The sequence below is a fragment of the Roseospira marina genome (genome assembly GCF_014197855.1).
In the GTDB taxonomy this organism is placed as follows: domain Bacteria; phylum Pseudomonadota; class Alphaproteobacteria; order Rhodospirillales; family Rhodospirillaceae; genus Rhodospira; species Rhodospira marina.
The window spans coordinates 263,507-288,489 of the sequence record NZ_JACIGJ010000002.1 but is presented as its reverse complement, the minus strand read 5'-3'; the positions used below and the strand labels follow the sequence as shown (position 1 = coordinate 288,489).

The 24,983-nt window shown below is 68.6% G+C and carries 23 protein-coding genes; 15 read left to right on the top strand and 8 right to left on the bottom strand.

Annotated features, from left to right (window positions below; genetic code table 11):
• Positions 1 to 8 precede the first annotated feature (8 nt).
• Entirely contained in the window at positions 9 to 2,201 is a 2,193-nt protein-coding gene (locus GGD82_RS03820; RefSeq protein WP_150060940.1) for a PAS domain S-box protein, read from the top strand.
• Positions 2,202 to 2,289: 88 nt separating this feature from the next.
• Here GGD82_RS03820 and GGD82_RS03815 read toward each other — a convergent pair whose 3' ends face one another.
• From GGD82_RS03815 to GGD82_RS03785, 7 genes are all read right to left on the bottom strand, one after another.
• Positions 2,290 to 2,574 (bottom strand): hypothetical protein, encoded by a 285-nt coding sequence (locus GGD82_RS03815; protein WP_150060941.1) that lies wholly within the window; start codon positions 2,572 to 2,574, stop codon positions 2,290 to 2,292.
• Between the two features lie 130 nt (positions 2,575 to 2,704).
• Positions 2,705 to 3,928, bottom strand: a complete 1,224-nt coding sequence (locus GGD82_RS03810; RefSeq protein ID WP_150060942.1) for an aminotransferase class I/II-fold pyridoxal phosphate-dependent enzyme — start codon at positions 3,926 to 3,928, stop codon at positions 2,705 to 2,707.
• Positions 3,929 to 3,987: 59 nt separating this feature from the next.
• Entirely contained in the window at positions 3,988 to 4,953 is a 966-nt protein-coding gene (gene bhcD, locus GGD82_RS03805) for an iminosuccinate reductase BhcD (protein WP_150060943.1), read from the bottom strand.
• 95 nt (positions 4,954 to 5,048) lie between these two features.
• On the bottom strand, positions 5,049 to 6,203 hold the full coding sequence (locus GGD82_RS03800) for a DSD1 family PLP-dependent enzyme (protein ID WP_150060944.1): 1,155 nt from the start codon (positions 6,201 to 6,203) through the stop codon (positions 5,049 to 5,051).
• A gap of 24 nt (positions 6,204 to 6,227) precedes the next feature.
• On the bottom strand, positions 6,228 to 7,199 hold the full coding sequence (bhcB, locus tag GGD82_RS03795; RefSeq protein WP_211364686.1) for a beta-hydroxyaspartate dehydratase BhcB: 972 nt from the start codon (positions 7,197 to 7,199) through the stop codon (positions 6,228 to 6,230).
• Between the two features lie 59 nt (positions 7,200 to 7,258).
• Positions 7,259 to 8,455, bottom strand: coding sequence for an L-aspartate--glyoxylate aminotransferase BhcA (gene bhcA, locus GGD82_RS03790; RefSeq protein ID WP_150060945.1), 1,197 nt, complete (start codon positions 8,453 to 8,455; stop codon positions 7,259 to 7,261).
• A 231-nt stretch (positions 8,456 to 8,686) separates the two neighbouring features.
• Positions 8,687 to 8,908 carry a DUF4169 family protein gene (locus GGD82_RS03785; RefSeq protein WP_150060946.1) on the bottom strand — a complete coding sequence of 74 codons (222 nt, stop codon included), beginning with the start codon at positions 8,906 to 8,908 and terminating at the stop codon, positions 8,687 to 8,689.
• Between the two features lie 178 nt (positions 8,909 to 9,086).
• On the opposite strand from GGD82_RS03785, the gene hisN reads away from it, so the two are divergent.
• Together hisN and mgtE are read left to right on the top strand one after the other, a co-directional pair.
• Positions 9,087 to 9,890, top strand: a complete 804-nt coding sequence (gene hisN / locus GGD82_RS03780; protein ID WP_150060947.1) for a histidinol-phosphatase — start codon at positions 9,087 to 9,089, stop codon at positions 9,888 to 9,890.
• A gap of 83 nt (positions 9,891 to 9,973) precedes the next feature.
• The gene (gene mgtE / locus GGD82_RS03775; RefSeq protein WP_150060948.1) at positions 9,974 to 11,359 is read left to right on the top strand and encodes a magnesium transporter; all 1,386 of its coding nucleotides are present in this window, start codon (positions 9,974 to 9,976) and stop codon (positions 11,357 to 11,359) included.
• A 29-nt stretch (positions 11,360 to 11,388) separates the two neighbouring features.
• Here mgtE and GGD82_RS03770 read toward each other — a convergent pair whose 3' ends face one another.
• Positions 11,389 to 12,666 (bottom strand): hypothetical protein, encoded by a 1,278-nt coding sequence (locus tag GGD82_RS03770; protein ID WP_150060949.1) that lies wholly within the window; start codon positions 12,664 to 12,666, stop codon positions 11,389 to 11,391.
• 467 nt (positions 12,667 to 13,133) lie between these two features.
• Here GGD82_RS03770 and GGD82_RS03765 point away from each other — a divergent pair, with 467 nt between their 5' ends.
• The 12 genes from GGD82_RS03765 (at position 13,134) to clpS (ending at position 24,977) form a co-directional block, all read left to right on the top strand.
• The gene (locus GGD82_RS03765) at positions 13,134 to 14,252 is read left to right on the top strand and encodes an isovaleryl-CoA dehydrogenase (protein ID WP_150061166.1); all 1,119 of its coding nucleotides are present in this window, start codon (positions 13,134 to 13,136) and stop codon (positions 14,250 to 14,252) included.
• Between the two features lie 5 nt (positions 14,253 to 14,257).
• The gene (locus tag GGD82_RS03760; RefSeq protein ID WP_184013226.1) at positions 14,258 to 15,079 is read left to right on the top strand and encodes a DNA polymerase beta superfamily protein; all 822 of its coding nucleotides are present in this window, start codon (positions 14,258 to 14,260) and stop codon (positions 15,077 to 15,079) included.
• Positions 15,076 to 16,278 carry an acetyl-CoA C-acyltransferase gene (locus GGD82_RS03755; protein WP_150060951.1) on the top strand — a complete coding sequence of 401 codons (1,203 nt, stop codon included), beginning with the start codon at positions 15,076 to 15,078 and terminating at the stop codon, positions 16,276 to 16,278. Before GGD82_RS03760 ends, GGD82_RS03755 begins: the two co-directional genes overlap by 4 nt.
• Before the next feature lie 61 nt (positions 16,279 to 16,339).
• Complete coding sequence (locus tag GGD82_RS03750; protein WP_150060952.1) at positions 16,340 to 17,023, top strand: SDR family oxidoreductase; 684 nt, start codon at positions 16,340 to 16,342, stop codon at positions 17,021 to 17,023.
• 43 nt (positions 17,024 to 17,066) lie between these two features.
• A complete protein-coding gene (locus tag GGD82_RS03745; RefSeq protein WP_150060953.1) occupies positions 17,067 to 17,669 on the top strand; it encodes a 2-hydroxychromene-2-carboxylate isomerase in 603 nt (200 codons plus the stop codon).
• Between the two features lie 60 nt (positions 17,670 to 17,729).
• Positions 17,730 to 19,337 (top strand): carboxyl transferase domain-containing protein, encoded by a 1,608-nt coding sequence (locus GGD82_RS03740; RefSeq protein ID WP_150060954.1) that lies wholly within the window; start codon positions 17,730 to 17,732, stop codon positions 19,335 to 19,337.
• A 54-nt stretch (positions 19,338 to 19,391) separates the two neighbouring features.
• On the top strand, positions 19,392 to 20,186 hold the full coding sequence (locus tag GGD82_RS03735) for an enoyl-CoA hydratase/isomerase family protein (RefSeq protein ID WP_150060955.1): 795 nt from the start codon (positions 19,392 to 19,394) through the stop codon (positions 20,184 to 20,186).
• A gap of 7 nt (positions 20,187 to 20,193) precedes the next feature.
• Positions 20,194 to 22,194, top strand: a complete 2,001-nt coding sequence (locus tag GGD82_RS03730) for an acetyl/propionyl/methylcrotonyl-CoA carboxylase subunit alpha (protein WP_150060956.1) — start codon at positions 20,194 to 20,196, stop codon at positions 22,192 to 22,194.
• Positions 22,195 to 22,198: 4 nt separating this feature from the next.
• Complete coding sequence (locus GGD82_RS03725; protein WP_150060957.1) at positions 22,199 to 22,627, top strand: hypothetical protein; 429 nt, start codon at positions 22,199 to 22,201, stop codon at positions 22,625 to 22,627.
• Positions 22,628 to 22,683: 56 nt separating this feature from the next.
• On the top strand, positions 22,684 to 23,589 hold the full coding sequence (locus GGD82_RS03720) for a hydroxymethylglutaryl-CoA lyase (RefSeq protein ID WP_150060958.1): 906 nt from the start codon (positions 22,684 to 22,686) through the stop codon (positions 23,587 to 23,589).
• A gap of 186 nt (positions 23,590 to 23,775) precedes the next feature.
• Positions 23,776 to 24,300, top strand: coding sequence for an Hpt domain-containing protein (locus tag GGD82_RS03715; protein ID WP_150060959.1), 525 nt, complete (start codon positions 23,776 to 23,778; stop codon positions 24,298 to 24,300).
• A 329-nt stretch (positions 24,301 to 24,629) separates the two neighbouring features.
• Positions 24,630 to 24,977 (top strand): ATP-dependent Clp protease adapter ClpS, encoded by a 348-nt coding sequence (gene clpS / locus GGD82_RS03710; protein ID WP_150060960.1) that lies wholly within the window; start codon positions 24,630 to 24,632, stop codon positions 24,975 to 24,977.
• The last annotated feature ends 6 nt before the right edge of the window (positions 24,978 to 24,983 follow it).

The window sequence follows — 24,983 nt, the reverse complement described above, 5'->3', positions numbered from 1 at the left end:
CGAGTACGGTGACCAAATCGAACGAAGAACTGCGGGTGAGCGAAGAGTTGCGGGCCGAGGTCGCGAACTTGCGCGCCCGTCTGAAAACCCGGGACATGGAACTGGCCTCGTTCCGGGATCAGCGATATGCGCTGGAGACGGCGCTTGAGGACCTTGCCACCCACCAGGAGGAACTGCGCGCCCAGAACGAGGAACTGCGCGCGGCCCGCCAGTTCAACGAGGCGCTGGTGTCCCGGTATGCGTCGCTGTTCGACGGCGCGCCCGTGGGCTATTGCATCATCTCCGACCGGCGCGCGATCATCAGCGCCAACCGCCGCGCGGCGGAGATGTTCGAGGCCGCCGTCTCGGACGTCGAACACAAGCCGATCCACCTGTTCATCCATCCCGACTCGCATGCGATCCTGTCGCGGCACCTCGACAAGGTGCTGGCGGGACAGGCGGCGACGGACGAAATCCGGGTCATGGGCCGGGACGGCCGGGAGTTGGACTGTCTGGTGCAGAGCCAGCCCAACACCGACCGCGACAGCGACGAGGCCCTGACGCCGGGTGAACTGTCGGGCCTCGTGCGGTCCTGCCTCACCACCTTCAACGACATTTCGCAGCGCAAGCAGGCCGAGCGCGGGCTGTCCGACAGCGAACTGAAGTTCCGGAACATCTTCACGCTGGCGCCGTTCGGCATGATGACGTTGTCCCAGGACGGCCGCCTGATGGAAACGAACGAGGCGGCCCGTCGCATGCTGGGCCTGTCGGCGCTGGAACTGCGCGGCATGACCTACACCGACCTGCTCGCGCCGGACACGACCCCGACCGAGGCGCACCGGCTGGCGGACGGTCAGCCCCGCCCCGGCTGGGTCGATGTGTTCGAGCGCGAATTGCGCGGGCGCGGCGACCGGCGGCTGATGACCCGCGTCACCTTTTCCATCATGCCCTCGAACGACGGCCAGGGCGTGCAGGGACTGGTTATCATCGAGGACATGACGGAGCGTCGCGAGTTGGAAACCCGCTTCCAGCACGCCGCCAAGCTCACCTTGCTCGGCGAAATGTCCGCCAGTCTGGCGCACGAAATCAGCCAGCCGCTCAACATCATCCGGCTGAAGGCCGAAGGCGCGCTGGAGCGCCTGAAGCGGCAGGGCTTCGACGCCGCGCGGGCGAAGGCCGGCTTCGCCGCGATCGATGAGCAGGTGGTGCGCCTGTTCGAGGTGATCTCGTACATGCAGGGGCTGAGCCGGCGGGACACCGGCACGGTCCAGCCGTTCAGTGTCTCGCGCGCCATCCAGGCGGCGCGGACCTTGGTCGACAAGCAGTTCCGCGACGACAACATCCGTCTTGAGGTGGACGACCAACTCGGCTCCATCGAGGCGCTGGGCCGTCAGCACCAACTTGAGCAGGTGCTCGTCAACATTCTGCGCAACGCCCGCGACGCCCTGCTGTCGTCGGAAGGGCGTCGGATTCTGGCTGGCGAGACCCCGCGCGTGAAGGTCTCGGCCACACCGACCGAGGACGGTGATCGGCTCGCCATCGTGCTGACCAACAACGGCCCGCGCGTGTCCGACGATGTGCGCCAGAAGATGTTCGACCCGTTCTTCACCACCAAGTCCGGCGATCAGGGCACGGGTCTGGGGCTGTCGATCAGCCTGGCCTTCATCAACGAGATGGGCGGCACGCTGAGCGCGGAAAACACGGAGGAGGGGCTGGCCTTCCACCTGTTGCTGCCCCGGGTGCGGCAGGCCCGCCGTCCGGTTCCGGACGAGCCGTCGGGGGACTCCCCGACGGGGGAACCCGAAGCCCCGGATGTGGTGATGCCGGACGACGGCGATGGCGGCCGTCCGCATGTGCTGGTGGTCGACGACGAGGAGGAAGCGGCGCGGGAGATCGCGGGTTATCTCGATGCCATCGGGTACCGGGTGACGGTGGCGCTCAACGGCCAGCAGGCGCTGGAGATTCATGTGACCGATCCGGCGCGGGCGGTCATCACGGACTTGCGCATGCCGGAACGGGACGGGCATTGGCTGATTGATCGCTTGCGCGCCGGGGGGCGGCCGGTCTTCATCGTCATCATTACCGGGCAGGCCGCGCGCTCCACGAAGGAACTGGACCGCCTGCGTCAGAGGGCCGACGCGCTGTTGCGCAAGCCGGCATCGCTGCGCGACATTGTACGACACCTGCGCGCGGGGATTCCGGCGCGCGGCGAGTCACCGTAACCGTCGATGCGCCTGAACTCTTTGATTCAGAGCCGATTCACGTGATCGATTCGAAACACAAGGTGATTCAAATCGATCACGATCGCCTCTAGGGGTGCGGGCCGCGACGGGCGCCGGTGCGACGCTCCCCATAGCCGCAATCGCACTTCTCCGAGCCCTTGATGAGCCGCGCGGACCATTGCACGGCCCGACTTCCAGCCTTGTCGGCGCGTTCCCAGCCGAATTCGGCGCCGCAGCGCTGGCACACCGTGTTGGGCGGGCGCTGCGGCTCCGCGTCTCCAGCGGCGACGGCCGGGCGCGCGGCGCGCGAGCGCAGGCCGGCGCGCTTGGGCGGCGGGATCAGGACACCCTTCTCGGGCGGGGGGGAAGCCACGGGACATCTCCGCGTTGAGAGATCAAGTCAAGGCCGGCGCAACCGCGCCGGCGCCGCGAAGCGGCGGAGGCCATGGATCGGACGAGGAACCGTATGAGTCCGATCCATGGCCGATCATCATAACCTGAATCTAGCGCGCGTCCCCGCCGCCGCACAACAGCGGGCGGATCCGGCGCATTGCAGCCTCGGTGGTGGCCGCGTCGTGCACCATCGCCAGCCGCAGATAGGGTGCCCCGGGATTAACGCCGTGGGCATCCGCGCGTCCGAAGTAGGCGCCGGGCACGACCTTCACTCCGGCCTCCGCCCACAGGCGTTTTGCCAACGGCTCCGCCGCCTCCGTGCCGACCTCCAGCCACAGGAAGAACCCGGCCTCCGGCCAGGCGAACCCCGGATGGTCACCCAGATACTGCTCCGCGATTGCGAAGTTGCGGCGGTAGTAGGCGCGGTTGGCCGCCACATGGTCGTCGTCGGCCCACAGGCGCGCGGCGGCGGCCTGGGAGGGCAGGGGGATGAACACCGCGCCGTAATCGCGCAGCTTCAGGAACGGCTTCAGGATGCGGGGATCCCCGGCGCAGAACCCGGCGCGCAGGCCCGCGAGGCTGGAGCGCTTCGACAGCGAATGGAACACCACAACGTTGTCCAGCGTGCCGTCGAGCGCCAGCGCCGCCTGAAGCGCGGTGGGTGGCGGGGCGCCGTAGTACAGCTCGGCGTAGCACTCATCGACGACCAGACAGAAATCGTGCGTTCGGGCCAGCGTCACCGCACGTTTCAGGTAGTCCACATCGGCCACGGAGCCCGCCGGGTTGGACGGGGAGCACAGGTAGAACAGCGACGTCCGTGCCCACAGCTCCGGATCCACGGCGTCCAGATCGGGCAGATATCCGGTCTCCCGCGTCGTGGGCAGGAACACCGGCTCGGCGCCGGCCGTCAGGGCCGCCCCGGCATAGGTGTGGTAGAACGGGTTCGGGATCAGAACGGCGGGCGGCCGGTTGGTGCCCTCCGCCCGGCGGGGGGTGACGACCTCCGGCAGCAGGTACAGCCCCTCGCGCGTGCCGGCCAGCGGCGCGATGGATTCTCCGGGGCGGATCACGCCGGCCGGCAGCCCGAACCGCCGTTCCAGCCAGCCGATCATCGCGGCATTGAGCGCGTCCGTGCCGCGCGGATTGACGTACTTGCCCCACAGGTGCGCGTTCTCGGCCAGGGTCTCCGCCACCCAGGCCGGATAGGCGTTCTGCGGCTCCCCCACGGACATCAGCAGCGGCGGCGGATCGGCGGGTGGAGTCACGTCGGCGATGAGCGCGTTCATGCGGGTGAACGGGCTGTCCGGCAGGGCATCGAGGGCAGGGTTGAGCATGATGGCGGGCCAATGGGGACGGGAGGGATGCGTGGGCGCCCACTCTCCCCCAAGCCGGGCTACATGTCCACGGTCAGGGTCGCGCCCTGGGCTACGGCGAGGCGCACAGCGACGTCCGCCACCGCCAGATCCTGAAGTCCGACGCCGGTGCCGTCGAACAGCGTGATCTCGTCGATGTCTGTGCGCCCCGGGTGCGCGCCGGTGATCACCCGCCCGAGCGGCGTGATGGCCTCCGCCGCTAGCAGACCGGCGGCAAAGGCGTGCTGACACTCGCCCAGCACGGTGGCCTGGGCGACCTCGTCGGTGAACACGGTCGCGGCGGCGACCAGGGCGGGGTCGACCTCCTGCTTGCCGATCGTGTCCGTGCCCATGCAGGCGATGTGCGTTCCCGGCTTGACTTGGTGCTTCATCAGCAGGGGCTCGAAGCACGAGGTGATGGTGAGGATCACATCCGCCTCGGCCCCCAGCATATCGCGGTCCACCGCCTCGAACGGCAGGCCGATGTCTTCGGCGGCCTTGGCCGGTGTGGACAGAAGGTCGGGGTCGATGTTCCAGCACAGCACCTTCTCGAACCGGCGTTGCGCGGCGGCAGCCTTGAGCTGAAAGCCGGACTGATGCCCCGCGCCGATCAGCCCCAGAACGCGGGCATCGGGCCGTGCCAGATGCCGGATCGAGACCGCGCTGGCGGCGGCCGTGCGCACGGCGGTCAGGTGGTTGCCGCCGACCAGGGCGTAGGGGCGGCCGGTGTCGGGATCGAACAGGACGTTTGTGGACTGGTGGTTGGTCAGGCCCCGGTCGGCGTTGCCCGGCCAGTAGCCGCCGGACTTCAGTCCAAGCACCTTGCCGGCGCGGTCGAAACCGGACTTGAAGCCATAGACCGCGTCGGCGTGGCCCAGGGTTTCCCGCACCACGGGGAAATTGCGGGCCTCCTCCCGCGCCATGGCGGCGAACACCGTTTCGATGGCCTCGGTCGCGGCCTCCTGCGAGACAAGATCGCGGGCCAGGGATTCGGGAACGATGTACATGGCGGCGGGTCCTGACACGGGGGAGGGAACAGGGCGGGGTGCGCCGCGCTGTATGCGGGCCGGGGGCACCCCTGATCCGGGCGAGGGGCGGGCGATTAAAGTGCCAGGCCCCGTGCCGTGACGGGCCACACCGCCTCCACCCGGCCGCCGCGCACGGCGACGTACCAGTCGTAGACGTTGCAGGTGGGATCGCAGTGCCCGGGAATCAGCTTCAGCTTCTCGTTGAGCGCCAGCACACCCTTCGGATCGGCGATCACACCATGTTCGTCGGAGCACTTGATGTACTCGACGTCGTCGCGGCCGAAGATCACCGGCAGGCCGCTGTCCACGCTTTGCGCCTTCAGGCCGGCGTCGCAGATGGCCTTGTCCGCCTTTGCGTGCGACATGATGGACGTCAGGATGAATAGGCTGTTCTCGAACTCCGAGATCACCTGTCCAGACGGGTCGAGCACGCGCTGGTAATCGGCGTCCATGAAGACGTAGGAGCCGCACTGAAGCTCGTTATACAGGCCGGACGCGCCCTCGAAGTAGTAGGTGCCCGTGCCGGCGCCGCCGACGATCGCGCAGTCCAGCCCCTCGGCCTTCAACTGGTCCACGGTGTCCTGGACCATGGCGATGGCGGCCTCGATCTGGGCCTTGCGCTCCGCAAAGTCATGCACGTGCTGGGCGGCGCCCTGGTAGGCCTGAAGGCCAGCGAAGGTCAGCCCTGGGGCCGCGTCGATCTGCTTCGCCAGCGCGACCACGGGGGCTCCGGGGCCGACGCCGCAGCGACCGGCGCCCACGTCCACCTCCACAAGGCATTCCAGCGTCACACCGTGTCGCGTGGCGGCGGCGGACAGGTCGTCGATGTTGCCGGCGTCGTCCACGCAGCACAGCACGCGGGCCTTCTTGGCCATGGCGGCCATGCGGTCGATCTTCTTCGGGTCGACCACCTGGTTGGACACCAGAACGTCGGTGACGCCGCCGTCCACGAGCGCCTCGGCCTCGGCCACCTTCTGGCAGCACACGCCGCAGGCGCCGCCCTGTGCGATCTGATAGAGGGCGATGTCGGCGGACTTGTGGGTCTTGGCGTGGGCGCGCAGCCGCAACCCCTTGGATTCAATGAACTCCTTCATCGTCTTCACGTTCTTCTCGAACGCATCCAGATCGACGATGAGGGCCGGGGTGCCGATCTCGTCGATCGACATGCCGACGGCGGCGGGGACGGTCAGGCCGACGACCGGCGCGGTGGAGCGGGTGATGGCGTTCATGGCGGGTCTCCGTGTGAAGCGGTCTCAGGCGGACGTCCAGGGCAGCCGGTCCAGATCGACGTTGCCGCCGGTGATCAGGACGCCCACGCGCTGGCCGGCGAACAGGTCGTGGTTCTTCAGCACCGCCGCCAGCGGCACGGCGGAGGAGGGCTCCATGACGATCTTCATGCGCTTCCAGATCAGCATCATAGCGGCGACGATCTCCTCCTCGCTGACGAGCAGGATGTCGGCGACGTGGCGGGAGACGAAGTGCCACGTCAGCTCTTTCATGGAGACCTTCAGGCCGTCCGCGATGGTCTGGGGCGCGTCGTCGGTGATGATGTGCCCGGCCTTCAGCGACCGGTGGGCGTCGTCGGCGTTCGCCGGCTCGGCGGCGTAGATGCGCGTGGTCGGCGACAGGGTGGACAGCGTCAGGCAGGAGCCCGAGACGAGCCCGCCGCCGCCGATGGGCGCGATCACGGCGTCGAGGGGGCCGGCGTCCTCGAACAGTTCCTTGGCGCAGGTGGCCTGTCCGGCGATCACCCGCGCATCGTTGAACGGGTGGACGAAATCCGCGCCGGAGCGGGCCACGACCTCGGCGAACACGGCCTCCCGCGACGAGGTGGAGGGCTCGCACTCGATGACCGTGGCGCCGTAGCCCCGCACCGCGTCCTTCTTGGCTTGCGGCGAGGTGCGGGGCATGACGACCTCGCACGGGATGCCGCGCCGCCCGGCGGCGTAGGCGAGTGCCGTGCCGTGGTTGCCCGACGAATGGGTGGCGACGCCCTTGGCGGCGGTCGCGTCGTCGAGGCTGAACACGGCGTTGGTGGCGCCGCGTGCCTTGAAGGCACCCCCCTTTTGGAAGTTTTCGCACTTGAACAGCAGTTCGGCGCCGCTCATCCGGTCCAGCGTGGCGCAGGTCAGGATGGGGGTGCGGTGAATGTACGGCTGGATGCGCGCGTGCGCGGCCAGGACGTCATCGTAGGTCGGGGGAACCTGCGGATCGCTCATATGCATGGGAGTGGCCTTTGTGGGACGGCTTTGGGATTTGGGACACTGGGCGGGTGCGCGACTGGTCAGGCCGCAGCCGCCGCCGGGACGGCGTGCGCAGCAGTTTCGCGATAATACGCCTGCGCGGCCGCGACGCCGGAGCCGAGAGTGATCGGATAGCCCAGATCCACCATCGCCATTTCGGCGGTGGCAAGGCCGGACAGCGCCATCACGTCCGTCATCTGCCCCAGGTGGCCGATGCGGAATACGGTCCCGGCGACGTCGCCCAGGCCGATGCCGAAAGGGACGCCATAGCGGGTGTACGCATGCGCAACCAGCGCACCGGCGTCGTATCCGTCCGGCACCAGAATGGCCGTGACGGTGTCGGAGTACAGCGCCGGGCGTCGGGCGCACAGCGACAGCCCCCAGGCGGCGACGGCGCGGCGCACGCCCTCCGCGATGCGGTGATGGCGGGCGTGGACCGCCTCGCGTCCTTCCTCCGCCAGCATCGCCAGCGACTCCCGCAGGCCGCACAACAGCGGTACGGACGGCGTGTAGGGGAAGCTGCCGGCGGCGTTGGCGGCCATCATGTCCCGCATGTCGAAAAAGGCGCGCGGGCAGGTGGCCGTCTCCATGGCGGCGCGGGCCTTGGGGCTGACCCCGACGATGGCGAGCCCGGCCGGCAGCATGAATCCCTTCTGGGAGCCGGCGACGGCCAGATCCACGCCCCACTCGTCCATGCGGAAGTCGAGGGACCCGATGGAACTGACCCCGTCCACGCACAGCAGGGCCGGGTGGTCGGCGACGGTCAGGGCCTGCCGGACGGCCGCGATGTCGCTGCGCACGCCGGTGGCGGTTTCGTTGTGGGTCGCCAGCACGGCCTTGATGCGGTGGTCCGTATCGGCGGCCAGCGCCTTGGCGAACGCCTCGACGGGCACCCCTTCGCCCCACGGTGCTTCGAACACGCGCATGTCCAGGCCGTGACGCCGGCACAGGTCGATCCAGCGTTGGGAGAACATGCCATGACGCGCGGCCAGAACCGTGTCGCCCGGTGACAGGGTGTTGGTGATGGCGGCTTCCCAGCCGCCTGTGCCTGTGGCCGGGAACAGCACGACCTGACCCGCTGAGGTGCCGAAGACGGGTTTCAGGTTTTCGAACACCGGCCGGATCAGATCGACGAAGTCCGGCGCGCGATGATCCCGCGATGCGACGTCCATGGCGCGCCGCAGCCGCTCCGGGATGTTGGTGGGCCCCGGAATGAAGATGGGGTTGGGGTTCGACATCGGACGCCTCCTCGCGGCACGCCCCGTGTTTGGTCCGGGGCCGTTTCGTATGCCCGGACTATCGGCGCCGTGACCCATTCGCGCTACGGCCGTTTCCATATCATGGAACCGGTTTTCAGAAGTGTGCATCGCGAGAGGTCGCGTGTGTGCGTTGAACCCTTTGACGGTTCACGCAAATTCGAGGCCCGCGGCGCGGTTCCACAATGCGAAAGCCGCGTTCACGGCTCGGTGTCAGGCCGACGGCGGGGGCTCATCGGGCGGATCATCCGTCCGATCCGGGCCGTCCAGGCGATGCGCGTCCAGGTCGCGCTCCGCTTTCGACCGGGTGGTGGAGTCCCGCTCCCGCTCACCCTTGGTGCGGCCGTGGCGCGCGCGGTTGTCGGCGGCGGTTTGGGCCTTGTCGGCGCGGCCGCGCTGCTTGCGGGCCTGACGAAGGTTGATGATTTCGGCCATGGCGGGTGCCTCATGTGACATCGGGGGCGAAATCGTGGGCGAATGCCGTCCCAAAGCATGCCGTAACAGGGCGCGCCCCGGCAACGCGCCTTGATCCGGCCATCGATTCCCAGCACTCTGCCGGCCACGATGCGCGCACCTGCGGGTGTGCGGCCCTCCCGCAGCGAAGGACTCGCCGATGTCCACCGTCACCGACCTTCCGACCGCCGAGATCCAGGCCCTGTTGCCGTTGGCGACCCGTCTGGCAGATGCCGCGCGGGAGGCGACGATGGCGCATTTCCGCTCCCCGGCCCTCGCTGTCGAGACCAAGGGCGACCTATCGCCCGTGACCGTGGCCGACCGCGCGTCGGAGGCGGCGATGCGCGCCCTGTTGGCGGAGCATTGCCCGGATCACGGCATCCTGGGCGAGGAGGAGGGCGCCAGTGGGCTGGATCGGGATTTCGTGTGGGTGCTGGACCCGATCGACGGCACGCGCTCGTATGTGACGGGAAGCCCGCTGTGGGGCACGCTGATCGCGCTGAGCTGGCGTGGTCGCCCGGTTCTGGGCGTGCTGGATACCCCGGCAGCCGGCGAACGCTGGATCGGCTGCGTCGGCCAGCCCACGACCCGCAACGGAACGCCCTGTCGGACCCGCGATCCCGGCGATCTGAGCCGCGCGCTGCTCTACACCTCGACACCCGACCTGTTCACCGATGTGGACCGTCCCGGGTTCGAGGCGCTGTCGGCACGGGTGGCGGACCGGCGGTTCTGCGCCGACTGCTTCGCGTATGGGATGGTCGCGTCCGGTTGGGTGGATATCGCGCTCGACCCCGGCATGAAGCCTTACGACTACATGGCGCTGGTGCCGGTGATCGAGGGTGCGGGCGGTGTCGTCACGGATAGCACCGGCGCGCCGGCCAGCCTGACCTGCAACGGCTGGATCGTGTCCGCCGGTACGCCGGCGATCCACGCGGCGGCGCTCGAGGCTCTCGCCGGAGGCTAGCGCCCCGGGTCGACCGTCCCATATCCCGATATCCGGGCTTCGCCGCTCTCCCGTCTCCTCACCGTGTACCCAGGACCGCGCCCATGCCTGAACAGCTCCACCGCGACGTGCTTCGTAGCGACGACTCGTACGGCCTCCTGCCGGAGTTCGTCTCGCTGATGCACGATGCGCTGGAGAGCGAGAACGACGCACAGGTGCTGGAGCTGGTCGAGCCGCTCCACTACGCCGATGTCGCCGACCTGATCGAGAACCTGGACCGGGACGATCGCGCCCGCTTCGTGCGGGCCATCAAGAGCGTCTTCAACGCCGAGGTGCTGCCCGAACTGGACGACGCGGTCCGTGAGGAGGTGATCGAGGAGCTCGGCTTCGAGGACTTCGCCGCCTGTCTGCGCGAGGTGGAATCGGACGACGCGGTCTATCTGGTCGGTCAGATCGAGGATGACGACGAGCGGGCGGCCGTGCTCGCGAAGCTGCCCGCCGAATTGCGTTCGGTCATCGAGCAGGCTTTGGCCCTGCCCGAGTACAGCGCCGGCCGTCTAATGCAGCGTGAATTGGTGGCCGTGCCCAGCTATTGGACCGTGGGCGAGACCATCGACTATCTGCGCTCCGGCGCGCGCCTGCCCGACGAGTTCTACCAGATCTTCATCGTCGATCCGCGCCATCGGCCGGTGGGCAGTGTGCGCCTGTCGGCCCTGCTGCGGTCGCGGCGGCCGGTGCGCCTGAGCCAGATCATGGAATCGAAGGCGTTCGAGATTCCGGTGACCATGGACCAGGAAGAGGTCGCGTTTCTGTTCCGCCAACAGGACCTGTTGTCTGCGCCGGTGGTGGACGCTTCGGGCCGGCTGGTGGGCCGGATCACGGTGGACGACGTGGTCGACGTCATCGACGAGGAAGCGGAAGACGACATGTTCCGCCTCGCCGGTCTGTCGGAGCGGGACCTGTTCTCCGCCGTGGTGGACACCGTCAAGTCGCGCTCCACCTGGCTGATTCTGAACCTTGGAACCGCCGTTCTCGCGTCGCTGGTGATCGGTCTGTTCGAATCAACGCTTCAGGCCGTGGTGGCGCTGGCGGTGCTGATGCCGATCGTGGCGTCCATGGGCGGCAACGCCGGGACGCAGACCCTGACCATTGCGGTGCGGGCGCTCGCGACCAAGGAACTGACAGCCGCCAACGCCATGCGCATCGTCGGCAAGGAAACGGTGGTCGGCCTCATCAATGGGGTTGTCTTCGCGCTGCTGACCGGCGCGGTGAGCTATTTGTGGTTCGGGGACATGGCGATCGGCTTGGTCATCGGCGCCGCCATGATCATCAACATGCTGGCGGCGGCGCTGGCGGGCATCGCGATTCCGCTCGCCCTGGAGCGGCTGAAGGTCGACCCCGCCGTGTCGTCGGGCGTGTTTCTGACCACGGTGACCGATGTGGTCGGGTTCTTCGCCTTTCTGGGGCTGGCGGCCGCGTTCATCCTGTAGGCTGCGCCCCTTTGCCGGGCGCGGAGTCTCTACCGGCCGGCCATGTACTTCAGAATATGGGAGTCCAGCAGGTCGGAGTTGGCGACGATCTGCTCCAGATCGTCGGCGCTCTTGACCGAGCCGCGCTGCTTCAGGCCGACCAGATCGAGCATCAGCAGCCGCATGGCCCGACCACCCTCGTCGCTGCCCAGGATCGTTTCGAAGAACTTCCGGCCGTAGCCCTTCTTGCCCCATAGCCCTTCAAGGATGAAGAACGCCTCGGCGATGTTGGGCAACAGGGGGCCGGGGACCTTGGCCTGGTCTGTGGGCGCGAGCAGGAACAGGCCGATCACCGACGCTTCGGTCAGGTAGCTCATGTAGCGCTGGCAGAACAGAGCCATCAGTTCGACGCGCTTGCCGCGCCGGCCGGGGTCCATGTCGCGCAGCTCCCGCGTGGCATGGCCGTAGACCCGCAGGAGGCTCGGTGACGCCGCCATCAGGGCGTCGAACTCCGGGCCGAGGTGGCCGCGCAGCACGCGGATGTCTGTGGTGTGGGCCGGGACCTTCAGCGGCGGAATGTCCTTGGCTTCCCGGTCCGCGTTGATGGCCTCCGTGACGTCATGGACATCCCAGCTCCCTATGGCCCGCACCGCCTCCGGCGTCTGAAGCCGCAGCAGCGCCTTGCCGAGGTCCTGGACCTGCTCGGGTACGGTCAGGCTTTCGGCAAGGGCGACGAGGTACTCGCTGCCGGCCTGCGTCATGAGGCGCGGGAACTCGGCGTCGAGGGTTTCGCGCAACGCCTTCAGCACGCGCGGCTGGATGGCCATGATGGCATCGAGCACCGCGTCCTCGGTGCTGAACAGTGCCTTGCGGGCGTCGCCGTGGAAGCCGCGCACGATCTCGTTGATGACGGCGGGCCGCAGGGTTCCAATCCGGCGCAGGCGCGGCAACAGTGCGATGTCGGTTACGGCATCCGCGACGCGGTCGTAGACGTCCGGCACCCGGCGCAGGATGAGCCGTGCCGCCCGGTCCAGGAAGTATCGACGGACATGCTCAACGGAATAGCCGCAGGCCGGCACGACGGCCTTGCCTCGGCTGGGCGGGATCAGCTTGCCGTTGGCGGACCGCAGGGCGATGGCGCCTGCGTGCCAGGCCTCGTCAAACACCAGCAGGCCGCGCTCAATGGCCCGATGGTCGTTCACCGCCTGCTCGAACGGGACGCCGTCCAGCCGCAGCTTGACCGACGTGCCGTCGTCCGCGGGCTGACCCCGTGTCTCGCGCTCGACGCGGCACAGGGTGGGGTAAAGGGTCTGTACGATGCGCACCATACGAGCGTCCCGGGCACGGTCGCTCCGTGAGTCCCAGGTCCGGGCCAGGCCTCGAAGGAACGAAGGCATGGATCCAACCCAGGCCGCGTCTCCATCTGCCCGTTCGATCGTAATCCGGTCCGCGCGCTGGCCCATTCGTCCCACCCAAAACGGGCCCCCTCATCGCTGGGGTGCCAAGGCCCCACTCTATCGCCGGGCCTGCATCGCAACAACCGAAACAGCACAGTCGGATAGGCCTCCGGTGGTAGGCGGCCAGCCGCAGGATGGTCTGAACTGGGGAGTTGATGTCCCCCAGGGAGTAATATACGGTACCGCATGGAAACCAGGGGTGTGACCCGACCCGGGATTGCAACGCTCCACAAAACGAACGCCCGGAGTCGAGCCATCACGCTCGAACGCCCGGCTGGGGAGGCGCCGCCGTGATCACCTTTCCCACCCTGAACTTCGATCTCGGTGAGACGGCCGAGATGATCCGCGACACGGTTGCTGCGTTCGCCGCCGACGAGATTGCGCCCCGCGCCGCGGCGATCGACCAGGACAACCAGTTTCCGCATGATCTGTGGCGCAAGTTCGGGGACCTGGGCCTGCTGGGCATCACGGTGAGCGAGGCGGACGGTGGGGCCGGGCTCGGCTATCTGGAACATATGGTCGCGGTTGAGGCGATCAGCCGCGCCTCGGCCTCGGTCGGCTTGTCCTACGGCGCCCATTCGAACCTGTGTGTGAACCAGATCCGGCGCAACGCCACGCCGGAGCAGAAGGCGCGCTATCTGCCAAAGCTGCTCTCGGGCGAGCATGTCGGCGCCCTGGCGATGAGCGAGCCGGGGGCCGGCTCCGACGTCGTGGGCATGCGGACGCGGGCGGTGAAGACGGGCGACCGCTACATCCTCAACGGCTCCAAGATGTGGATTACCAACGGGCCGGATGCGGACACGCTGGTGGTCTACGCCAAGACCACGCCCGAGGCTGGCCCGAAAGGCATCACCGCGTTTCTGATCGAAAAGGGATTCAAGGGCTTCACGACCGCCCAGAAGCTCGACAAGCTGGGCATGCGCGGGTCCAACACCTGCGAACTCGTGTTCCAGGACTGCGAGGTGCCCGAGGAGAACGTGCTGGGCGAGGTCGACCGTGGCGTGCGGGTGCTGATGAGCGGCCTGGACTACGAACGTGCCGTGCTGGCCGCCGGACCGCTGGGGATCATGGACGCCTGCATGGATGTCGTGCTTCCCTATGTGCACGAGCGCAAGCAGTTCGGTCAGCCGATCGGGGAATTCCAGCTCATGCAGGGCAAGCTCGCGGACATGTACTCCACCTGGAACGCCTGCAAGGCCTATGTCTACACGGTGGGCAAGGCCTGCGACCGGGGCGAGACGACCCGCAAGGACGCGGCCGGGGCTATCCTCTACGCCGCCGAAAAGGCCACCTGGATGGCGCTGGAGGCGATCCAGTGCCTGGGCGGCAACGGTTACATCAACGAGTATCCGACCGGCCGCCTGCTGCGCGACGCCAAGCTGTACGAGATCGGCGCGGGGACCAGCGAGATCCGCCGTATGCTGATCGGCCGTGAACTGTTCGCCGAAACTGCGTGAGCCCCATGATCCAGGTCTGTTCCGACTCCTCTGCCGTCCTGAATGCCGCCGCCCTGGCCGACCATGTCGCGGCCCAGGGCGCCCGCCTGCTGTTCGCCATCCGCATCGGCGAGGCGGTCGAGGGCACCGTCGCCGCGCCCAATGTTCCCGCGGCGCCCGGGGTGCGCTTCATCCATGTGCGGCCCGCCGAATGGTACCTGACGCTCGCTGAGCGGCCGGATACTCTGGATGGGCCGGGGGACGGCCCAGGCGAGGGGGGCGACGCGGACGTGTGGGGCTGGGATCTGCGCAAGGTGCTGCGGTTGCTGTTGCGCTCCAACCCGATGGTGTGGACGTGGTTGTCCAGCCCGCATGTCCTGGCCGATCCGGCGGGGGTGGGCGACGCGCTTCGCCGGCTGGCGCAGGAGGGCTATTCCCGCCGCGCGCTGGGGCATGCGTTGTGGGGCGAGGCGCGCAAGGCGCTGACGGCGTTCCTGGATCGGGGCGAGGCCATGACGGCGACCAAGTCGCTGAAGGCGGCCCGCGCGCTGCTGGCCTTGCGCTGGCTGGAGGCGGGCGGCGACCTGCCGCCGCTGCCGCTCGATGCGCTGATGGACCAGGAGAGCCTGCCCCCGGCGGTGCGGGCAGAGATCGAGGCGATCCGGACCACGGGCATCGAGACCCATCCCGCGCTCTATCACTGGATCAATGCGGAGTTGGATACGGCGGCCGAGCGCTGCGGTGCGCTGCCCGAGGGCAGCCCCGATCCGGCGGCGGCGGACGCCCTGTACCGCACGCTCCTGCTGCCGGACATAGCGTTAACAGGGGCCGGAGACCCGAGGCCATGACGGTCGGTCCGCACCGGGATCCCGTCGTCATCGTGGGGGCCGTGCGCACGCCCTTGGGCGGGTTTCAGGGCGAACTGGCCATCGTGACCGTGCCGGCCCTTGGCGCGCATGCCATCGGGGCCGCGCTGGACCGGGCTGGCGTGCCGGCCGATGCGGTGGACGGCGTCCTCATGGGCTGCGTGTTGAACGCGGGTCTGGGGCAGGCGCCGGCTCGTCAGGCGGCGCACGCGGCCGGGCTGCCGTGGTCCGTGGGCTGCACCACCATCAGCAAGGTGTGCGGCTCCGCCATGCGGGCGGCCATGCTCGGCCACGACGAGATCATCGCCGGATCCGCCGATGTGATCGTGGCGGGCGGCATGGAGAGCATGAGCAACGCGCCCTACCTGCTCGACAAAGCGCGCGGCGGCTATCGCCTCGGCCACGGGCAGGTGCGCGATCACATGTTCCTGGACGGGCTGGAGGACGCTTACGACCCCGGGCGCCTGATGGGGACCTTCGCCGAGGACTGCGCGGACCAGTACGGCTTCTCGCGCGCGGATCAGGACGCCTTTGCCATCGGCTCGCTGGAGCGGGCGCAGACGGCGACGGCCGACGGCGTGTTCGCGGCCGAAATCGCGCCGCTGACCGTGTCGTCCGGCAAGGCCGGGACCACCACGGTCTACACCGACCAGACGCCACGCCTCGCCCGGCCGGAGAAGATCCCCACGCTGAAGCCGGCCTTCCGCGCCGACGGCACCGTGACGGCGGCCAACAGCTCCAGCATCTCCGACGGCGCGGCGGCGCTGGTGCTGACGCGCGCGTCGGTGGCCGAGGCTCAGGGCTGGACGCCGCTGGCCCGCATTGTGGGCCACGCCACGCACGCTCGGGAGCCGCACTGGTTCACCACCGCGCCCATCGGCGCGGTTGAGACCCTGTTGGCCCGCGTCGGCTGGTCCGTCAGCGACGTGGATCTGTGGGAGGTGAACGAGGCCTTCGCGGTCGTCGCCATGGCGGCCCAGCGGGATCTCGGCATTCCTTACGATCGTCTGAACGTGCACGGCGGCGCCTGTGCGCTCGGGCATCCCATCGGGGCGTCGGGCGCGCGCATCATCGTCACTCTGTTGAATGCGCTGCGGGTGCACGGCCAGCGGCGCGGCGTCGCCACCCTGTGCATCGGCGGCGGCGAGGCCACGGCCCTCGCGGTCGAAATGATGGCCTGAGGGGGGCTGAGCCGCGCGCTGCCAAAAGCGCCTACACTCACGCTTGGAGGGAGACCACACCATGCCCACGGTTCTCATCACCGGTGCCAGCCGAGGAATTGGGCTTGAATTCGTGCGCCAGTACCGGGCCGACGGCTGGGACGTCATCGCGACCTGCCGCACGCCCGAGAACGCGCCGGAGCTTCAGGCGACCGGCGCGGAAGTGCACGGCCTGGACGTGACCGACGAGGCGGCGCTGGCCGGCATGGGGCGCACGCTGGCGGGCCGGACCATCGATGTGCTGATCAACAACGCCGGCATCTATCCCCTCAAGGGGCCGCAGGGTGCGTTCGGCGCCATTCCGGTTGAGCCGTGGATGGAGGCGCTGCGCACCAACATCATCGCGCCGTGGAAGGTCGCCGAGACCTTCATCGGCAACCTGGAGCGGGCGGATCGGCCGGTGCTGGCGACGGTCTCGTCGAAGATGGGCAGCATCGCGGAGGCCTCGTCGCCCGGCTCCGTGGTCTACCGCACGTCCAAGACCGGCGTGAACATGGTGGTCAAGGGCCTGTCCATCGAACTGGCGTCGCGCGGCGTGATCTGTTTGGCGCTGCATCCGGGCTGGGTGCGCACCGACATGGGCGGGCCGAACGGCCTGATCGACGCGACCGAGAGCGTGACCGGTCTGCGTGCCGTGATCGCCGGAGCCTCCACGGCGGACAGCGGGACGTTCCGGGGTTACGACGGCGCCACGATCCCGTGGTGAGGCGGCCGCAACGGAAGAGGTGAGAGGGAAGGGAGCGTTCACTATGCCGGAACCCATTGATTTCTATTTCGATTTTTCGTCGCCGTATTCCTACGTGGCGGCGAACCTCATCGACGCCCTGGCCGATCGCCACATTCGCTCGGTGACGTGGCGGCCGATCCTGCTGGGACCGGTGTTTGAGGTGTCCGGCAACCGGCCGCTGAACGCGCAGCCGATGAAGGGGGATTACATGCGCCACGACGTGCCCCGGCTGTGCCGCCGGCACGGCATTCCCTTCGCGTGGCCGGAGCCCTTTCCCATCGCCACGGTGGCCGCCGCGAGGGCGGTCTACGCGCTGTGGGACCAGGACGCGGAGCAGGCGATCCGGTTCGCCAAGGCGGTGTTCCGGGCCTACTTCGCGAACGGCCGCAACATCGGCGAGACCGATGGTGTCCTGGCCGTGGCGGCGGACGAAGGGATCGACGCGGCGGCGCTCGGTCAGGCGATCCAGGATCCCGCGATCAAAGCCCGCACCAAGGCGGCCGTCGATCATGCCATCAAGCTGAAGGTGTGCGGCGCGCCCTTCTTCCTGGTCGACGAGGAACCGTTCTGGGGTGTCGACCGCTTGCCCCTGATGGATGAATGGATGGCCCGGGGCGGCTGGTAAAGCCCGCGCGTCGGTCGCCCGTCCCGTGTCCTTCTGCCACCGCGCCCCGGAACTCTGCCCATGACCGTCCTGAAAAGCGCCCTCAACACCCGCTCGGCGGAGTTCCGGGCCAACGCCGACCACATGCGTGCCCAGGTCGAGGACCTGCGGGCGCAGGTGGCGGGGATCAAGCAGGGCGGCGGGGAGCGGGCGCGCGCCAAGCACCTGGAGCGTGGCAAGTTGCTGCCACGCGATCGCGTCCGCGCGCTGCTGGACGTGGGCTCGCCATTTCTTGAGTTCTCCCAGTTCGCGGCCTGGAAGGTCTACGACGACGCCGTGCCGGCGGCCGGGGTCATCACCGGCATCGGCCAGATCGAGGGCGTCGAGTGCGTCGTGGTCGCCAACGACGCCACGGTGAAGGGCGGCACGTACTACCCGCTCACGGTCAAAAAGCACCTGCGCGCGCAGGAGATCGCGCGCGAGAACCGGCTACCCTGCGTCTATCTGGTGGATTCCGGCGGGGCGTTCCTGCCGCGTCAGGACGGCGTGTTCCCCGACAAGGAACATTTCGGCCGCATCTTCTTCAATCAGGCCCAGATGTCGGCGGCGGGGATCCCCCAGATCGCCGTGGTGATGGGCAGTTGCACGGCCGGCGGCGCCTATGTGCCGGCCATGTGCGACGAAAGCATCATCGTGCGCAACCAGGGCACCATCTTCCTCGGGGGCCCGCCGCTGGTGAAGGCCGCGACGGGGGAGGTCGTGACGGCGGAGGATCTGGGCGGGGCCGACGTGCATTGCCGCATCTCGGGTGTCACCGATCACTACGCCCAGGACGACGCCCACGCGCTGCATCTGGCGCGCCGCGTGGTCGCCAACCTGAACCGGGTCAAGCGCGTCGGCCTGGACGTGCGGGCGCCGGAAGCGCCGCTGTACGATCCGGCGGAGCTGTACGGCGTGATCCCGAAGGACACCCGCACCCCCTACGACGTGCGGGAGGTCATCGCCCGGCTGGTGGACGGCTCCCGGTTCGACGAGTTCAAGGCGCTGTATGGGCAGACCCTGGTGACGGGTTTTGCCCGCATCATGGGCTATCCGGTGGGCATCGTCGCCAACAACGGTATCCTGTTCTCGGAAAGCGCCCTGAAGGGCGCCCATTTCGTGGAGCTGTGCAATCAACGCGGCATCCCCTTGGTGTTCCTGCAGAACATCACCGGCTTCATGGTGGGCCGGAAGTACGAAAGCGGTGGCATCGCCCGCGATGGCGCCAAGATGGTGGCGGCGGTGTCCTGCGCCGCCGTGCCCAAGTTCACCGTCATCATCGGCGGCAGCTTCGGCGCCGGGAACTACGGAATGTGTGGCCGGGCGTATGGGCCGCGGCTGATGTGGATGTGGCCGAACGGGCGCATTTCCGTCATGGGTGGGGAGCAGGCGGCGGCGGTGCTGGCTCAGGTGCGCCGCGACGGGCTGGAGGCGCGCGGGGAGGACTGGACGCCCGAGGCGGAGGAGGCCTTCAAGGCGCCGATCCGCGACCAGTACGAAACCCAAGGGCATCCGTACTACGCCTCCGCCCGGCTGTGGGACGACGGCATTATCGACCCGGCGGAAACCCGCATGACGCTGGCGTTGGGGATTTCCGCGTCGCTCAACGCGCCGATCGACGAAACACGCTACGGCGTGTTCCGGATGTGAGGACGAGACTTTAGCCCGCTGGTTGGGAACTCCCTTGGCAGGATTGAGAGTGCGATGACCGATAGTCAGGACGCCCTGCGCCTGGAGCGTGACGACCGCGGCGTGGCCACCGTGACCCTGACCCGCCCGGCGCGTCACAACGCCTTTGATGATGCCCTGATCGCGCGCCTGACGGAGGCATTCGTGACCGTGGGCGCCGACCCGGACGTGCGGGTGGTCGTGCTGGCGGCGGAGGGGCCGAGCTTCTCCTCCGGGGCCGACCTGAGCTGGATGAAGCGCATGGCCGGCTACTCCGCGGCCGAGAACCAGGCGGACGCGCTGGCCCTGGCCACCCTGCTGGAGACCATCGACCGGTGCCCGAAGCCGGTGGTGGCCCTGGTGCAGGGCGCGGCCTACGGCGGCGGTGTCGGGCTGGTCGCGGCGTGCGACATCGCCATCGCGACGGCGGGGGCGACCTTCGCCCTGTCGGAGGTCAAGCTGGGCATCATTCCGGCCGCCATCAGCCCCTACGTGCTGAACGCCATCGGCCCGCGCGCGGCCCGCCGCTACATGCTGACGGGCGAGCGCTTCGACGCCGAGGAAGCGCACCGCATTGGTCTGCTCCACGATGTGGTCGGGTCCGAGGAACTGATCGGCGCGGGCGAACTCATGATCCGCGCGCTGATGCAGGGCGGCCCGGCGGCGCAAACGGCGGTGAAGGACCTGCTGCGCGCGGTCGCGGATCAGCCGCCCGACACGGTGATGGAGGAGACGGCGGGGCGCATCGCCGCCATCCGGGTCTCACCCGAGGGGCAGGAGGGGCTTGGCGCGTTTCTGGACAAGCGAACGCCGTCCTGGATCAAGGAGTAAGCCGGCGATGTTCAGCAAGATCCTCATCGCCAACCGGGGGGAGATCGCGGTGCGCGTGGCCCGCACCTGCCGGCGGCTCGGCATCGCCACGGTCGCGGTCTACTCCGACGCGGACGCCGAGGCGATGCACGTCGATCTGTGCGACGAGGCGTGGCGGCTGGGGCCGCCGCCCGTTGGCGAGTCCTATCTGCGGGGTGAGGCGATCCTAGAGGCCGCGCGCCGCACCGGGGCGGAGGCGATCCATCCCGGCTATGGCTTCCTGTCCGAGAACGCCGCCTTCGCCCGGGCCTGCGCGGCGGCCGGCGTGGTGTTCATCGGTCCCACGCCGGAGGCCATCGACGCCATGGGGTCCAAGTCGGAGTCCAAGCGGTTGATGGAGCAGGCCGGGGTGCCGCTGGTCCCGGGCTATCACGGCACCGACCAGTCCCTTGACGCCTTGCGCGCGGCGGCCGACGGGATCGGCTATCCGGTGCTGGTGAAGGCCTCGGCCGGTGGCGGCGGCAAGGGGATGCGGGTGGTCCGTGACCCGGCGGCGCTGTCGGACGCGGTCGAGGGCGCCCGGCGTGAGGCCGCCAACGCATTCGGCGACGACCGGCTGCTGATCGAAAAATACCTGGACGCGCCGCGTCACGTCGAGATCCAGGTCTTCGGCGACACCCAGGGAAACGTCGTGCATCTGTTCGAGCGCGATTGCTCCATCCAACGTCGGCATCAGAAGGTGCTGGAGGAAGCCCCGGCCCCCGACCTGCCCGCCGACATCCGCGCCGCGATGGGTGCGGCCGGCGTCGCGGCGGCGCGGGCCATCGGCTATGTGGGGGCCGGCACGGTCGAGTTCCTGGTGCAGGACGGGCGGTTCTTTTTCATCGAGATGAACACCCGCCTTCAGGTCGAACACCCGGTGACGGAGATGATCACCGGCCAGGATCTGGTGGAATGGCAGCTTCGGGTGGCGTCCGGCGCGCCGCTGCCGTGCGCGCAGACGGATCTGGCGGTCACCGGGCACGCCATCGAGGCCCGGGTGTACGCTGAGGATCCGGCCAACGATTTCCTGCCCTCTATCGGCCATCTGCACCACCTGCGCACCCCGCCCGAGGGGCCGCATGTGCGCGTCGATACCGGGGTCCGGCAAGGCGACCGGGTGTCGATGCACTACGATCCGATGATTGCGAAGCTCGTGGTCTGGGACGTGGACCGGCCGGCGGCCCTGCGCCGGTTGCGGACGGCGCTGGCCGCCTATCAGGTGGTGGGGGTGGCGACCAACCTTGCCTTCCTGGGTGGGGTCGCGGCGCACCCCGCGTTTGCCGCCGGGGCCGTCGGCACGGGTTTCATTGACGATCACACTGCCGACCTGTTCCCAGAGGCGGAATCCGCCGACGATACCGTGTTGGCGCTGGCCGCGCTGGATGCCCTTCTGCACCGCCAGGAACAGGCGGCCGCTGCCGCCGCGCGTTCCGGCGATCCGTTCTCGCCCTGGCACGGAACGGACGGGTGGCGCCTGAACGACGACAACTACCAGCGCATGGCGTTTCTGGAGGGCGAGGCGGCCCGTCCGGTGACCGTGCATTACCGATCGGACGGCTATCGGCTCGATCTGCCCGGTGGGTCCGTGATGGCGCGGGGCGAGATCGCCGCGGACGGCGATCTGGTGTGCGACATCGACGGCTTTCGGCGCCGGGTGACGGTGGTCCGCAGCGGGCTCGACCGGGTGATCCTGGACCGGGGTCGCCAGCATCGTCTAACCCTGGACGACCCGGCCGCGCGGGCGGCGGAGCGCGAGACCGGCGGGACCGGGTTGGCGGCGCCCATGCCGGGCAAAATTTTGAGGGTGCTGGTTCAGGTCGGCGACGTGGTCGACACGGGAACGCCTTTGATGGTCTTGGAAGCCATGAAGATGGAGCATACCATAAGGGCTCACGCGCGCGGGACGATCGCGGCGGTGCATTATGATGTCGGCGATCCGGTCGAGGATGGCGCCGCGCTTCTGGCCTTCGAACCCGGAGACCCGTAACACCATGACCGACACCAGTCCCGTCCCCACCGATATTTTGTGCAGCTATGCCCTCTGCATGCGGCAGGTGCAGACCTTTACGCGCCGCATTGTGTATGTGGTGGGGTGTGTCGATGACACGATTGAGGATGTGAGCGACTTCGATGTCGTGCTGGACTCCCTGTTGGGGGCGGCGCCCCTGGCCGGCGGGGGCCGTGGTCTGAGCGATTGGCTGGCGGTGTCGGACCGGCAGGCGCTGAGCGACCTGCGCCGTGTTCGCGAGCGTCTCGTCCAGGACTTCTTTGTGCGTCATCCCATGGCCGATGCTAGTTTTAGGGCGGACCCCGAGGCCTTGGACCGGGCGCGCAGCAGCTTGGACTCGTTTGGTGACACGCTGCGTCGCGTCGATGCGCTGGTGACGCGGCTGGAACAGGAGGTTCCGGGCCCCGCGTAGCGGTGCGCGCCCCAAAATACCCCCCGGATGTGTCGCCCTCGGAAGGAGGACCGTCGATGATCCCCGCGCGGGTCAAGCTGGTGGAGGTCGGGCCGCGCGACGGTCTTCAGAATGAACCCGGGGCCATCCCGACGGCGACCAAGGTGGCGCTGATTGAGGCGCTCGGGACAGCCGGCCTGCGCGTGATCGAGGCTGGGAGCTTCGTCTCGCCGAAATGGGTGCCACAGATGGCCGACACGGCGGCGGTGCTGGCCGCTCTCACACCTCGTCCGGGCGTGTCCTATCCCGTTCTCGTGCCCAACCGGACCGGCCTCGACGCGGCGCTGGCGGCGACGGGCGTGGAGGAGATCGCCGTGTTCGGTGCGGCGTCGGAGAGCTTTTCCCGCCGCAACACGAATTGCTCGATCGACGAGGGCTTGGGGCGCTTCGCCGACGTGGTGGCGCGGGCGCGCGACCATGGCCTGCGCGTGCGCGGGTATGTCTCCTGCGTGCTGGGTTGCCCGTACGAGGGCGCCATCGCGCCAGCCGCAGTAGCCCGTGTGGCGGGCGCCTTGTTCGACATGGGCTGCTATGAGGTGTCCCTGGGCGACACCATCGGCACCGGCACGCCTGCGGCGGCGCAAGCCATGGTCGATGTCGTGGCGGAACGGGTGCCGCGCGACCGGTTGGCGGCGCATTTCCACGACACCTATGGTCAGGCGCTGGCGAACATCCTCGCGGTGATGGACCGCGGCATTGCGGTGGTCGATGCTTCGGTGGCGGGGCTCGGTGGGTGTCCCTACGCCAAGGGGGCAAGCGGCAACGTCGCGACCGAGGATGTTCTGTACATGCTCGACGGCATGGGCATCGAGACCGGCGTGGACATGGCCGCTCTCCTCCGCGCTGGCACGGACGTCTGCCGGGCTTTGGGGCGAGAGCCGGCCTCGAAAGCAGCGCGCGCCCTGGCTGCGGCGGCCACCTGATATCGACCTAGCCGATTTTCTCCCCCGCGGCCCACCCTATGCAGAAGGCTGAGAGGCCGCGGGCCAGCGTCTATCCCATGCGTCTACGGTGACCCTGGCACGTGGCCCATGCTAGGCTTTTGTGACGATTGATGGTGTGTCGCCCAGGGAGGGGGGCGCTGCCAGCGCAGGCACGGGAACCGGTCGATGGCGCGGAACAGCGGAAATCCCAGCGCGGAGGGCCCGACGCAGGGGCCGATACAGGGCCCGGGCGCGGCGGCGGAGAGCACACCGCCGACCGAGGGCGGCCTCCCGGCTGGCGTCGACCGGAGCGCGGTCGAAAAAGCCGAGGCCTTGATCGCGAGCCTCCACGATGACTATGTGACCTGGGCGCGCGAGGACGTTGCCGCGCTTGGTTTGGCGGTCCGGCGCCTGGAAGCCGACCCGCCGAATCCGGCGGTCGCGAAAGCCGACGTCTTCCGCATCGCACACGACCTGAAAGGGCAGGGCGGCAGCTTTGGGTACGACCTGATCACGCAGGTGGGCAACGCCCTGTGCCGGTTTCTGGAAGCGATCGGGGACCCACCGACGCCGGCGCAGCTTGCGGTCATCCGGTTGCATGTCGAAGCCATACAGACGGTCCTGGACCGCCAGATGCAGGGCGACGGCGGGGCCGCTGGCGCCGACATGGTTGACGGTCTGAATCGGGAAATCGCGACGGTGTTGGAGTGACCGGTGATTGATCGTTTTGCCGACTCGGCGGTCGACGAAGCCTCTTGGACGGAGGGCGCGCGCCCTGTTGTATCGGCTTCGCGGGGGACCCATATCCAAGCGGATGGCGGGTTTCGCGACTTGCTGCAACGCGCACAGCGATGGGTCTTTATCGCCTCCGTTGCGGCACCGTAGACTGAATGGGTCGCGGACCCACGGCTGGCCTCGTTGCCCCGATCCATCTGGATCTGGCCCTCTGGGCCCGGTCCCGTGGGGGCGTTTGGAGCAAAACGGGCCGGCCGGCACCGCGACCGGATACGAGCGAAGGACTTCAGGAGCAGATAGAGCCGATGACTGTTCCCATGCGCGGTTCGGACAGTGACGACGGGAAGACCGGAGGCGGCCCAAATACCGGGGTCGTCATCAAGACACGGCCGAAGACCAAGAAACCGGCCATGTACAAGGTCTTGCTGTTGAACGACGACTACACTCCGATGGAGTTCGTGGTCATGGTCCTGGAACGCTTCTTTGGAAAAACCAACGAGGAAGCGACGCGGATCATGCTGCACGTCCATCAGAGGGGCGTCGGGATCTGCGGTGTCTATACCTACGAGGTGGCCGAAACCAAGGTGACCCAGGTCATGGATCTGGCGCGCCGGAATCAGCACCCGTTGCAGTGCACCCTGGAGAAGGAATAGCGGCCC